At 34.3% G+C, this 13,410-nt stretch carries 9 protein-coding genes; all 9 read left to right on the forward strand.

What is annotated here, in order from left to right:
• Nucleotides 1-297 precede the first annotated feature (297 nt).
• The 9 genes from ACFIMA_RS05750 (at nucleotide 298) to ACFIMA_RS05790 (ending at nucleotide 13,235) form a co-directional block, all read left to right on the forward strand.
• The gene (locus tag ACFIMA_RS05750; RefSeq protein WP_375693192.1) at nucleotides 298-1,068 is read left to right on the forward strand and encodes a class I SAM-dependent methyltransferase; all 771 of its coding nucleotides are present in this window, start codon (nucleotides 298-300) and stop codon (nucleotides 1,066-1,068) included.
• Nucleotides 1,069-2,381: 1,313 nt separating this feature from the next.
• Entirely contained in the window at nucleotides 2,382-3,920 is a 1,539-nt protein-coding gene (gene hutH, locus ACFIMA_RS05755) for a histidine ammonia-lyase (protein ID WP_375693193.1), read from the forward strand.
• Between the two features lie 369 nt (nucleotides 3,921-4,289).
• Complete coding sequence (locus tag ACFIMA_RS05760; protein ID WP_375632399.1) at nucleotides 4,290-4,679, forward strand: hypothetical protein; 390 nt, start codon at nucleotides 4,290-4,292, stop codon at nucleotides 4,677-4,679.
• A 448-nt stretch (nucleotides 4,680-5,127) separates the two neighbouring features.
• A complete protein-coding gene (locus ACFIMA_RS05765; RefSeq protein ID WP_375693194.1) occupies nucleotides 5,128-6,504 on the forward strand; it encodes an amino acid permease in 1,377 nt (458 codons plus the stop codon).
• 955 nt (nucleotides 6,505-7,459) lie between these two features.
• Nucleotides 7,460-7,621, forward strand: coding sequence for a hypothetical protein (locus ACFIMA_RS05770; protein WP_375613123.1), 162 nt, complete (start codon nucleotides 7,460-7,462; stop codon nucleotides 7,619-7,621).
• Between the two features lie 122 nt (nucleotides 7,622-7,743).
• Nucleotides 7,744-8,157, forward strand: coding sequence for a hypothetical protein (locus ACFIMA_RS05775; RefSeq protein ID WP_375693195.1), 414 nt, complete (start codon nucleotides 7,744-7,746; stop codon nucleotides 8,155-8,157).
• 363 nt (nucleotides 8,158-8,520) lie between these two features.
• Complete coding sequence (locus tag ACFIMA_RS05780) at nucleotides 8,521-8,922, forward strand: hypothetical protein (RefSeq protein ID WP_375652841.1); 402 nt, start codon at nucleotides 8,521-8,523, stop codon at nucleotides 8,920-8,922.
• Between the two features lie 161 nt (nucleotides 8,923-9,083).
• Nucleotides 9,084-9,533 (forward strand): hypothetical protein, encoded by a 450-nt coding sequence (locus tag ACFIMA_RS05785; RefSeq protein ID WP_375632396.1) that lies wholly within the window; start codon nucleotides 9,084-9,086, stop codon nucleotides 9,531-9,533.
• A 948-nt stretch (nucleotides 9,534-10,481) separates the two neighbouring features.
• The gene (locus ACFIMA_RS05790) at nucleotides 10,482-13,235 is read left to right on the forward strand and encodes an autotransporter outer membrane beta-barrel domain-containing protein (RefSeq protein WP_375693196.1); all 2,754 of its coding nucleotides are present in this window, start codon (nucleotides 10,482-10,484) and stop codon (nucleotides 13,233-13,235) included.
• The last annotated feature ends 175 nt before the right edge of the window (nucleotides 13,236-13,410 follow it).

Consider the following 13,410-nt stretch of genomic DNA (forward strand, 5'->3'; position numbering starts at 1 on the left):
TTAAGTGACTTGTTGATGTTAAAATAATAATAGTAATATAGATGTCATCTTATAAAAGATCAATAATATTTATATCAATTATTATTACAGAAAAATATATTATTTTCGTAGGAGTTTTGGGTTTCGCAACGTGCAGATAACAATTGGAAAAGAGAAAAATGTAAGTATCAATCTTATGGAAAGATAGAAGGTCAGGGCAGTTCTTATTTTCCTCCTTTAGAAGTTATGTTTAATACATTGGATAAAAAGGCTTTTTTATTATGTATGGTAGTAATTGAGAAGGAGGGTGAAAGTCCTATGATAGAAAGTGTTCAGCGGCAAAGTGAAAAGTTTGATGGATTGGCTAATGATTATGATCGTCCTCGCTATCCCCTTACTTTATTTAAAACCATGCTCCATCCTTTTAAGAACAAAAAGCATTTGTCCATTGTGGATGTGGGTGCTGGGACAGGCATCGCATTAGAGGGAATTGTTAAATTTTTAGGAAATGAGCACCAATATCATGCTATCGATGTATCGGCAGATATGATTAAGCAGGGGCGAAAAAAATTTCCTACGGTGCAGTGGTATCAGGGCCGTGCCGAAGACCTATTGCCTCAAATTGGCGAGGTTGATCTTGTCATTGCAGCGCAAGCGTTTCAGTGGATGGATCGTCCCAAGTTGCTTCGTTCTGTTTCAGATCAACTTCGAGTCAATGGTGTCATGGCGGTTATTCAAAATAATCGTGATTTCAAGCATAGCGAATTTCTAGAGGCTTATGAGACATTGTTAGAGAAAATGAGTCCGAATTATTCCCGTTATTATCGTAATTTTGATTTTTTACAGGAAATGACTGATGGCTTTGGGGTAGATCCAGAAAAGATTTTTTTTCATACGCACAATTGGACGATGATGATCCCATCTGAAGCTTTTATTGGAATGAGCCGCTCTTCAACGCAAGCGCAACGCGCTATTGCTTGCTATGGGGAAGAATATTTGCGGCAATTGGTCGCATTGATAAAGAAATATGAAGTGCAAGGCAATTTGGAGCTTTTGTATCGAAGTGAGCTCTATATGTATGCAGGATAATCCGATATCGATGATTGCTTTTGCTCTTTTAGCACATCAGAGTGGGCGGTATTCAGGAAATTAACGCCTTATTAAGGCAGACTTTGAGGGCGAAAGTTTTTTTCTTCAGCATTCACATTGACATCTTATTACCGCTGATTTTCATTGTTCACTTGATATGAGAGAGTTTAAATAGAAAATTTATGCAGTGCATTATAGTATCGAAGCGCTTTTTTTACTGCAGTTTAACAACAGATTATTTTATAAAATAAGAAGAGGTAGATTGAATAGAAATATTTGATAATTCTTTGTTTTTATGATTTTTTTTTGTTATTAAATGAGAGTGTTTTTAATAAATTTTGACAAAAACAACTGAAAAAGTACAAAAAATTATCATAATCAGAAATTTGTAGTAAAAAAGGTAATGGCTTGGAAGCACCTTTAAAAAACAACTCATTTTGAAATTATCTCTAAATTCAGATTCAATATAACAAAAAAGTAAAATATAAATATGCTATATGAAGCATTTCTCTGTTTAAAAGATATAATATAAAACAATATATTAATTATTTTTTTTGATATAAGAAAACTTCTTTTATTTTCTATTTTAAATAACGGGTTAGGCCGATTCTTATGTGGTTTTATTGAAGATGTGTTTTTCAAGGTTTAATCTGGCGCTTTAAATACAATTTTAGAAGTCGCAAATAAGCTCAATTTCTTCTCTGTTGTGATGTGTTGAATAAGTTTTTTAATTTTCTATAGAGTTTGATTTTTGCAATCATGATAGATTGTGACAGCTATATATTTAAGATTTTTATAAGTTTAGTAGGAATAGCTTGATGATAAATCCATTGAGTTCTCCATCTTTACGCTTCATAAAAGAATAAGCCTGCACCATCACACACTTTGTCATTTCCCAATGTTGCGACAGCTCTTGACACGGCTCATAAGAGGAGTAGTCCTTTTTTGTACAGTTTATCCATACGCCAATTTCGCTTATGACGTGCAAGCGAATGGTTTTGATTGATTCAACATACACAGATTTGGAATGAGAGAGTCTTAAGATATTCCGCTCTCTCATTCAATATGAATCATGTTAGATTATGATTATAAATTAAAGCTTTATCTATTTTTGAAATCCATGACTTGGTTGTGTTTGTCAATATTTCATTTTCATTTATCGTCAACTATTCTACTTTTGGATAATGACTTCATTGTAAGGAATACCTTTAAGAAAGCATTCTCGCTTTAAAGAGTCGTTATAGTTTTTTTTGTTTTATAGAAGGATCAATAATGCTAAACGTTATACTTTGATAAAAAAAAGAAAGTAAATTATGATTATTATACTGAAACCGAGCGAGGTGACGCTTAGTGAGCTTGCAGCTATTTATTTTAATGGTGAAGTGAGTAAACTTCATAATGACACGCATTTAGCTATCGAGAAAGGGGCTCAACGCATTGCTGAAATTGCTGCTGGAAGTGAGCCTGTGTACGGTATTAATACTGGTTTTGGGAAGTTGGCTTCTATTAAAATTGATGCGGACGATGTCGCTGTTTTACAGAGAAACCTTATTTTGTCCCATTGTTGTGGGGTAGGAGAGCCTTTAGCTGAAAATATTGTGCGTTTGATAATGAGCTTAAAGCTTATCTCTTTAGGAAGAGGGGCTTCAGGAGTTCGTCTAGAATTGGTAAATTTGCTGGAAAATATGCTTGCAAAGGGCGTCATTCCTGTCATCCCTGAAAAAGGGTCTGTTGGTGCTTCAGGTGATCTAGCTCCACTTGCTCACATGGCGGCTGTTATGATGGGAGAAGGAGAAGCATTTTTTCAAAATATTCGTATGAGTGGGGCGGTTGCATTAGAGAAAGCGGGATTGTCCCCTATTATTTTAGAGGCAAAGGAAGGTCTAGCTCTTATTAATGGAACTCAAACATCAACAGCCCTTGCACTTGCTGGTCTTTTTCGAGGTTATCGGGCATTGTGTGGTGGATTGTTGGCAGGGGCTTTGACGACAGATGCTATCATGGGATCAACGGCGCCATTTCATCCTGATATCCATATTTTACGAGGACATTATGGGCAGATTGCTGTATCGAAAACATTAGAAAAGCTTGTAGAGGATTCAGAAATTCGTGCAGCACATTTACGGGGGGATGAGCGTGTACAAGATCCTTATTGTATACGTTGCCAGCCACAGGTCATGGGGGCATGTTTTGATATTTTGCTGGCAGCAGCAAAAACACTGATTATTGAAGCAAATGCTGTTACAGATAATCCATTGATTTTAAGGAATGGTGAAGTTGTATCAGGTGGGAATTTTCATGCTGAACCTGTAGCGTTTGCCGCTGATCAGATTGCTCTTGCTTTATGTGAAATAGGATCTATTTCTCAACGGCGTATTGCTCTTATGGTTGATCCAGCAGTTTCTTATGGACTTCCAGCTTTTTTAGCGCATAATGCGGGTCTTAATTCAGGTTTTATGATTGCTGAAGTAACAGCGGCAGCTTTGATGTCTGAAAATAAGCAAATGGCCCATCCTGCTTCCGTTGATTCAACCCCAACTTCTGCCAATCAAGAAGATCATGTTTCAATGGCTTGCCATGGAGCGCGTCGGTTATTGGTAATGAGCGAAAATCTTTTTACACTTATTGGCATTGAAACGCTTGTTGCAGCACAAGGAATTGAATATCGTGCACCTTTAAAAACAAGTACTTTTTTGCAATCTGTTATGGAATGTCTACGAAAAAATGTTGCTTCTCTTAAGGAAGATCGCTATCTGGCTCCAGATCTTCATCAAGCACATATACTTGTGCGTGAAGGGCACTTATTATCTGTTTTACCAGAAACAATTTTTCCTTCATTAAGTTTTCAATAGTATTTGTTTGAAGGTCAATGCTGAAGGGCGGATATTGAATTTTAAAACTTCCTCATATGAAAATATAGAGGAGCGATACAATATTTGAATTATTTAATAAATCATATATTTATTACTGTATATATCTGATTTTTGTAGTTAACTAGATATTATGTTATTTTATAGAAACTATAAACTTAAAGCACCTATATTTTCTGATTTATATCAGAAATTTTAATATAAGTTAAATAATATCCACGAATTATATATCCGTGATATTATATTTCTATAAATATAAATTATAATATATGTATTGTATCAAGTAAAAATAAAAGTTTTATTTTATATTATTCTTATTTGTTAATACTTTATGAATTTTATAGTTCATTTTTGATATTTAAAATAAAAAAGGAGAAAGGAATGTTTAAAAGTGCTAAATTATGTGTTTCAATAACAGTTCTTTTTTTCTCTCAAATTCTTGAGATTCATGCAAATTTTAGGAGAGGTAGCTTTCCAGAGGAAGTTTTCATTATGATAGTGGCCCAAGAGAAAGAGCCTCTTATTTCAGCGAAAAACAAAGATTTTATTGCTATATCAGGGCAAATTCCCAGAGGTAAGGAGAACGCTATCATCGGACCAACAATCAAAGATGCTCTTTTTACCGTATATTTTTTTTTCATTGGAAAGCTTGTCGTTAAGGCAGCTGGAGTCCTTAAAAGATGGGTTGTAGATACACTTTCTCATACTTTTGAAAACTTGCGAGATTCGTATTATCATTAATTGAGCTATTCAATTGGCGTAAAAAGTTTTTTTATAAGCTCAAAGAGAGTTGGCTTAAAGTAACAAAAAATTAATTGTATGCATAGTTAATGTGTTTGTTATGAATTTTTAGGCTTCTATTTCAGTGCACTGAAATAGAAGCCTAAAAATTTAGATTATATTAAGGTTAATTTTCTCTGTAAAAAACTAGAGAATACGAAATGAATTAAATGACAATTATGAAAAAATTCATTATCACTTTATTTGAATAAAATAATACGAAATTGTAGGCTATAAAAGCTGAATAATTCGCAATAAAAGTATTTTTTCATTGTTTAGAGCAAAGTGTTGGACTGGCTGGTCTTCGATGTTTTTTGAAATATATTTGTGAAAGAAACATGAGGCTTTATTTCTCATAGAGCTGTTATCGTGGTGTGGATTGTCAGCATTTCAAAAAGTAAGGAAAGAAATGGCAATAAATGAACTGAAAAGAGGGATGAGTAAGCGCCAAGTTATTTTTTTAGCTCTTGGTTCTGCTATTGGAACAGGTCTTTTTTATGGGTCTGCACAGGCAATTAAGCTTGCGGGTCCCAGTGTTTTGATTGCCTATTGTATTGCTGGTTTAGCTATTTTTATGGTTATGCGGGCTCTAGGAGAGATGATACTTCATAATCCATTGCCTGGTTCTTTTGCTCGTTATGCGGCAAATTACATATCACCATTAGCAGGTTTTTTAACGGGATGGACATATGTATTTGAGATGATTCTTGTTGGTTTGGCTGATATTACAGCTTTTGCGACTTATATGGGGTTTTGGTATCCTGATGTTGCTCCTTGGGTATGGGCACTGAGTATTACATTAATCATCACAGGTATTAATTTAGCGGCTGTAGAAGTCTATGGTGAACTAGAGTTTTGGCTATCTTCTATTAAAGTTATCGCTATCATTGCGATGATTATTTTAGGAATAGCAATTATTTTTTGGGGGTGGGGTGAAGGTGCAGATTTTTCTACCGTTACTGTTCATAATTTATGGAAAAATGGTGGACTTTTTCCCAATGGTTGGTTTGGTTTTTTAGCTTGCTTTAGTGTTGTTGTTTTTGCTTTTGGTGGCATAGAAATCATTGGCATGGCAGTTATGGAAGTTCAAAACCCTCATCAAACGATTTCAAAGGCAATTAATTCTACTCCAGTTCGTATTTTGCTTTTTTACGTCATGACGTTAGCTATTTTAATGTCTCTTTATCCTTGGAATGAGATTGGTCTCATGGATAGCCCTTTTGTATCCATTTTTGAAAATCTTGGGATTTCATATGCAGCAAATATTTTAAATATTGTTGTTGTTACAGCGGCTATTTCAGCAATGAATAGTGGAATGTATGGTGCTTGTCGTATGATCCATGGTTTATCGCAGGAAGGTTATGCTTTAAAAAAGTTTCAATATTTATCAAAAAACGGTATACCAGTTTTTGTTATTTTGATGATCTTCGGTATTTTTCTTCTTGGTGCTGTCCTTAATTATTTTTATCATGAAAAGCTTTTTTTTCTTATTGCTGCAATGGCAACATTTGCGACAGTTTTTGTTTGGATGATGATTCTACTTTCACAATTTTTTATGCGAATTAAGATGCCTAAAGAAGCTCAGAATGGTTTAAAATTTCCCATTCCATTTTGGCCAGTAGGATCGATTTTTTCTATTTTATTTATGGTTTTTATTTTTATTCTCCTATGGTACTTTGATGAGACACGACCAGTTTTAATTATAGGTGTTATTTGGATTGCTTGGCTTGTTATTTGTTTCTATGCACTTAAACTTTATAATTTTAAGCAAAAGAAACAGCAATAAAATGTGAATAGAGAAAAAACTCAAAACAAATAGCTGATGTCATCAGGAGAACAGGTGTTTGATTGTTTTCTCTAAAGGTTAGAACAATCTAGATTGAAAAAATCTGCTCGTTATTATTTTGCTTTGGAAGTTTTTGTGAGCCATTGCTTACGGTAACGACAAAATCATATAAATATTAGGCGTTTTTTTGATGGTGAGCTGTGCCATCAATATAAGTCTTTTAGGTTAAAATGCCTAACAGTGCAAATAGATTTTACCAGATACATGATTATAGGCAGATATCTTTTTCTAAACGTATTAATGAAGTTCTGTTTCACGAAAGAAGTTATTGTAAGAATTGTTTTTTAGCTCTTTAAAAAATTGGTTGTTTAAATTTTGTTGTTTAGAAAATTACTATTGCTTTTAGAAGCGAAGATAAAGTTCTTTATGTATTTTTTCTCAAAGAGGATTGGCGTTGGTAGAAAATAGTGGATAACAAAGTTACATGAGGCATTGTATCATTGTTTTTACAAAAACTTTAATAAACAGCAGCAAGGTATTACAATAAAATCTCATAGAAGAGTAAATTAAAGAGAACAATGAACGTGTGACAGTTTTACGACTCTTGTTATTATTGCTCTCACAAGAGGAAGGATCAAACTTATTTTTTAATATTGATAAGAGAGTAATTTTTATTACAAGTGGAGGCGGACAAAATGCACTCCGCAACTGTATTTCGGTGCAAAATTATTCGATATTACCATAAAAGGCGCTCAAGAACACTACAACCAGCAAAAAAATCATCGAAAAGTGGCTTTTTACACGAGAAATCTTCCAATAGCTCTGAACACACACAACAACAATTCTCTCTATCCTTGAGGCAACAGGCAATGTTGATATGGATGTACAATGAGATGCTACGATTATTGCTTCTCATCTGATTTCTGGTCAAGATATCAATGTAATGGGGGAAAGTATGACGATTGTTGGCATGACAGACCATCATAGCAGCCATTCACAGACGCATGAAACAGGTTTTGATGGGAATAAATTTGACTTTGTAAGCAGAATTATTGGCGGTAATGGCTATACCTACGAAACGATACCTGCTGGCAGTAACGTTTGGATAGAATGGTAGAGAGTGGCTACAAATCCCATAAATCCCCATACCTGTCTTGGAGATGCGGGTCCAAAATGCCAAAAATTTTATGGCACATCTCATTTAGAACAAAAGCCTTGAATTAGATCATGGAGTAAAAAATGAAACACATCGTAAAATTATTAAGTGCTGTAACTTTGTTAAGTATAGCTGGATGTCAGTTTAATAAGCCTCCTTCAGGATATTTGACTGCTTGGGGAAAACTAGGAGCAGATTTTACAGAGATAGGAAAAGGCTTGTTAGAATGTGGTATGCCAACTCCTTATGATGTCGATCCAGAAAACAGAAAGCAGAGCATCAATGCAAAAGCAACAACTTATGCTTGCATGCTTCAATCAGGTTTCCGCTATAAAGATGAAGAGGTAGCAAGAGCGGGTGGACCATGTTATACTTTTAGCGCCGAAAACTTGCCGATTTGTCGTTCAGGCGCTGTCATCCCGAGGCGCAGTGTCAAGAAGCGCTTGAACAGCCCTTTTTGTAAAAAATATAAAAATGCACCTGAATGCAAACCTTAAGTCTTGCTGTTTGTGACGATCACAATCCCTACCTTCATGTTTCTCATACCCGTACGCGGGGGGCTTAATTCAGCATGTCAATGCTATTTATTTATGGGTACCACAACTGTTGGCGCAATAATATAAAATATCTATTTTGGTTATAATCAAAATATTGATAATAATTATAAGCATATCGTTGATAGATAGATGATTTTAGTAATAATTTTACCGTATTTTTGATATAATAATTATGGCATAATCTTCGGAAAGATAAAAATAATATAGGTTGATAATGTTCATCATTGTTTTGGAAATAAAAAACAGCATGTAAAATAATTTATAGATTGTTTCGTAATATCAAAATTACTCAAGGATAGGAAAATGAAGCAGATTTTAAAATTATTAAGCGGGATAACCTTATTTGTTATGGCTGGATGCTACCCTGAGCAGCCTTCTCGAACAGCTGTAGATGCATGGGAAAAATCAGGTGCTGATCAGCTTGAGATCAAAAAAGCTCTGTTAGAATGTGGAATACAGCATCTTGATGGTCGTCTTGATACAGAAATAAGTACTGATGAGAAATTCAATGCTGAGGAGTCTGTGAATGCATGTATGATCCAAGCAGGTTTCCAAGATAAATTGGGAAGAATGAAGTGGTGTGAGAAATATAAAAATCTTCCAATTTGTCAGCCTGATGCAGTTATTCCTCAGCGAAGTGTCGAGAGGCGTTTGAATAGTCCTCATTGTGAAGAGCATAAAGAACAACCTGAATGTCAACCTTAAGTATTGAGGCTGCTGTAATCAAAAATCCTTCCATTCTTGTTTTTGTATGGGGGGTGGGATTGTTTCTTCAATATCTATATGCTAACAAAAGTCATCTTGCGTGTGAGTAAATATTAGAAGACTTATCAGTCTTTCTATCGTAAATATTGACGGAGGGGGAAATGAAAAAAACATTGAAATTATTGAGTGCTATAATTTTATTAAGCTCTGCTGGGTGTATTAGCAAACCTCCCCCATCGACGTTAGAATTATGGGAAAAGTCCGGTGTCAGTAAGTCTATGGTCCAACAAGCACTGTCAAAATGTGGTTGGAAACCAATCTACGCTTCTTCTGAAAATATGGATTCGCGTGCAAGTGATTTTGCAGCAGTTTATGAGTGCATGACTAAAGCAGGTTATCGGTACAAATTACAAGATTCAAAGGGAATCTATTTTTCATCAACGCCGCGAAGTGATTCATTTTTAGTCAATTTAATGGTAGCAGGGTATCAGCAGGTTATGGACAATGATACTTTTGGTGTAACCAATTCGACACAACAAGAGCGAGATTTGATGTTACGTTTTGAAAATGATAAAAAGCGCCAGAAAATAAAAAAAGCTTTGCACAAGTGATCATCAACAGTAGAACGTTAATTTTTAAAGCAATAATTAAATAAAAATATTAAACGGGAGAAGAGAGAAATATAGCTCTTTTGTCTCTAATGTAGTTATATTCATCAGCTACGAGATTGGCAATAGTGTTGTTGTCAGATGATGCTAGCGGAGGATAGTGAGTTGTTGTTTAGAGAAATTTATTCAATATAAAGAATGGCAAATAATAGCTTTGCTAAAATATCTTCTTTAACGATAATAAACAGATAGCTTTCATAGAGCTAATTTTGATGAAATTTTATTTTGGTGTTTTTTAAGTTCAGAATGGTGAGTGTTTTACTGTATTTTAGATTTTATCAAAAGATCTAAAATATTACATTTATTAATTCAAATCATTGATGATAGGGTATTAGGAGAAGTTTTTTATTTATTCAAATTTCTTTGTTAGATATCTAGCATTTTTAATATAGAAATTGTGTACATTAGCTTATACATTAGTGTGCAATTTCTTGTTTTTTTGTTGTAGTTGAAGAGATGATGCGGTTATAGATTTCGTATACTGTATCTTTTTGTTCTGTGTTTTATTAAAACGTTTTAATCGTTTAATCTTAAAAGTTATTCTCATTTTGTTGTATTTTTATTTTTTGGTGGTGAGATAAATTGAATATTATATCTCTTCAAAATTCGCATTTTTTCACGTTTTTTTAAGATTGGTTTTTTGGCCTTTTGTAATTACAGTTTCCAGCGGTTTTTGAGATGCATTCTTTAAAGGGATTTTCATCCTAAATGGTATTTTTAAACTTTTTGTTCTTTCTTTACATAAAACACAAAACATATTATTGAATGCTATGATTTTATCATAAAAAATAAAATAATTTTGTTTGTTTTATTCTTGTTGTGTTTAATTTGTGGTTTATTTTTTTGCCAGCATTTTTTGTTTTTGTTGAAAAAAGAAAGTTTTGAAAAACAATGATAATCAAGGTATCTAACAATCACTTGTATTCGTGCGTTTTTACAGCAGCTATTTTTTCTTTTTTGTTAAATATAAATATTGAGGCACATTCTCATTCATATACATCACTGTCATGTGACAAAAACAAATTACCTTATGAATGCAGTGATGGTTCAAAGCATACAATTAGTGATAAAGTATATAAATTCACGGCGCCTGTTAAAGAAACGAATGGGGAGGGTCGTTCTCTCATGTTACCTGCTGCTATAGTAGTGCAGGAGCCAAATACAGTTATTCAGGCAACGCGTGTAGAGGTTGAAGGGACTGCGGGTATAGAAGATATTTATGGTGTTTTTGTATCACGAGGGGGAAAAATTGTTTTGAGCGATTCAGCTTTTAAAAATGTATCAATAGGTCTTAAAGCTGATAATGGAATGATTGAGGTTGATCGTGGAACAATTGAGGCTTTTCAGATTGCTGCTTATGCAGAGAAGCGAGGAGCATCTGTTACGTTAACGAATACAAAAATTAAAGTGGAAGGTTTGGGTATCGGTCAAGAGAGTGCTCTTTTCGTTAGTGCTGATGCGGGTATTCAGATGAAAAGTGGATTTATTGATGTGAATGATGCTGCTGCGCTTTATGTGGGGAGAGGGGGGAGTGCGACTTTAGATGGTGTTACCATTGCTTCAAAATATCAAAAAACAGAAGACAAAGAAAATACAAATGAAAAAATTACACATACAGTTTTCAATGTAAAACATCAGGGTTCTGTTTATGTAAAAAATACGAATATTATTTCTACGGATGTTCATGTTTTAACAGTTGGACAAGATTCTAACACGCCATCCAATAACGGCAGGGAAGGAAATATTTTAATTTCGCGGGTTAATATTGAAGATTCAACAATTAAAGCAATAGGTAACAAACATGGTATGTATTTTGAGAGGGATGAGGAAAATGATGCGTATGAACAGGGGCTTGTCTTTTTGAAAAGGACGATTTTTGAGGTTCCAGATGGGACAGCTGTTCATAGTCATAACAGTCGTATTTATATTGGAGTAACAGAAGGTACAAAAATTTTTGGTGACTTATTATTAACAGCTGAAAAAGGGGGAAGTGTAGCGATTTTGGCTAATTCTTCTTCATTGATAGGAGGGACTCGTGTTGCCGATGATTCTATTGCTGAGCTTTATTTAACAGGGGGATCAAAATGGTTTTTGACAAAAAGAAGAGAGATCGATTTGCAAGTTGCAAACCGTACAAGTTCGTCTATTTCATTTGTGAAAGTTTCTGATAGTTTTATTGCTTTTGAGACTCCAATGTTTCAGGAGTATCAGACACTTCATATTGGGAAGGGAGAAAAAGAAGTTTATAGTGCGCAAGATAGGGCAGATATTTATCTCAATACGCATCTCAGTAGTGATGGTTTGCTCGATAATACAAAAACTGATCGGCTTTTAATACATGGTGATGTTTCTGGAAAAACAACAGTTTATGTGCAATTTGTTGCAGGAAATCAGGGTGAGATAGCAACCGGTGAAAATGCTCATAGTATTTCACTTATTCAGGTTTCTGGAAAAGCGGCAGAGGATTCTTTTCAGTTAAATCGTGCTTATATCGCATTAGAGGGTTTGCCTTACCAATATTATCTTCATGCTTATGGTCCAGCTTCTGCTCTTGGAAATGCACAAACTTCTCAAAGATTGGTTGAAGGAGATGGAGATTTTTGGGATTTTCGCCTTGAAAGTAAATATATTCAGCCTGTTTTAGAGGTGTCTGCTATTCCCCCTTCTGAGTTAAAGGTCAGAGAGGTTGTTCCACAAGTTCCGACCTATCTTTTGTTACCAAATGCTTTGTTTCATGTTGGGCTCATGGATATGAGTCATCAACAAAAGCAGTTGCAAGTTAGGCGGTCTATTCCTCGTAAATTATTAAAAGTTGAAGGGAACTTTGCTTTATCTGTCCACGGTTATGGTGGGAGTTATCGTTATGTCTCAGATCTTTCTACACTTAAATATGGGTACGATGGTCATGTTGATTATAACGCTATAAAAACAGATATTTTGCTCAAAACAATAGAGCGTGCATATAGTACGACATCTTTTGGGATTATGGGAACCTATGGAAAGCTTTCCTTACAACCTCATAACGTGGAACAAAGTCAAAAGAGTACATTTAATAAATGGTCATTTACGGCATATGCTAGTGTGAAACATTACACTGATTTTTACGTAGACGGTCTTTTATCTTATGGTTTGTTTAAAGGGGATGTGCGTAGCCGTGTTTGGGGTAAGACGGCGACATTAAAAGCAAATCCTTTGAACGTGTCGTTTTCTGCTGGTAAAGTGTCTATGACAGGATATAAAGATCTTATTTTTGATCTGCAACTTCAGCTTATTTATCAACATCTTCAATTTGATAAGTTTCGTGATATTGATGGATTTGATGTTGAGATGAAAAAAATAGATCAATGGTTTATGCGTGTTGGTGGGCGTTTAAGTAAAACATTTACAGCCTCTGAAAAGGATCGTATCATTTCTTTTTATGGCAATATTCATCTTGCTCATTGTTTTGGTAAAGAACAATTTGTTCATTTTAAAGATGTTTTTCAGTTGAGTTCTTTTGGTTCTTCCTTAGAAGTTGGCTTGGGTGTCAATTCACAGTTTTCTTCTAAAGTTACACTTCACAGTGATCTTAGCTATCAGCATAGGTTAACCAAGGCTGGTTTTTCTGGAGTTCGTTTTTCTGGTGGATTGCGCTATCATTTTTAAGCAATCTTTTTAAAAATAATAAATGTGATTTTCGAAGTCTTGTTCTACTATCGGAATTAAAACCATTGTTTGTGCAGAATTTTTTAATAATGGTACCATGTGCTTTAATAAATATGAAAATATCATGTTGATTTATTTTTATCTACTATAGCATTTCTCAAATGTTTTAAAAAAT

Source organism: Bartonella sp. AP88HLJMH, assembly GCF_042195605.1.
Classification (GTDB): Bacteria; Pseudomonadota; Alphaproteobacteria; order Rhizobiales; family Rhizobiaceae; genus Bartonella.

Coding starts and splice junctions, on each gene's coding strand:
- ACFIMA_RS05750 (WP_375693192.1), top strand. CDS start 298: ATGATAGAAAGTGTTCAGCGGCAAAGTGAAAAGTTTGATGGATTGGCT.
- hutH (WP_375693193.1), top strand. CDS start 2,382: ATGATTATTATACTGAAACCGAGCGAGGTGACGCTTAGTGAGCTTGCA.
- ACFIMA_RS05765 (WP_375693194.1), top strand. CDS start 5,128: ATGGCAATAAATGAACTGAAAAGAGGGATGAGTAAGCGCCAAGTTATT.
- ACFIMA_RS05770 (WP_375613123.1), top strand. CDS start 7,460: ATGACGATTGTTGGCATGACAGACCATCATAGCAGCCATTCACAGACG.
- ACFIMA_RS05775 (WP_375693195.1), top strand. CDS start 7,744: ATGAAACACATCGTAAAATTATTAAGTGCTGTAACTTTGTTAAGTATA.
- ACFIMA_RS05780 (WP_375652841.1), top strand. CDS start 8,521: ATGAAGCAGATTTTAAAATTATTAAGCGGGATAACCTTATTTGTTATG.
- ACFIMA_RS05785 (WP_375632396.1), top strand. CDS start 9,084: ATGAAAAAAACATTGAAATTATTGAGTGCTATAATTTTATTAAGCTCT.
- ACFIMA_RS05790 (WP_375693196.1), top strand. CDS start 10,482: ATGATAATCAAGGTATCTAACAATCACTTGTATTCGTGCGTTTTTACA.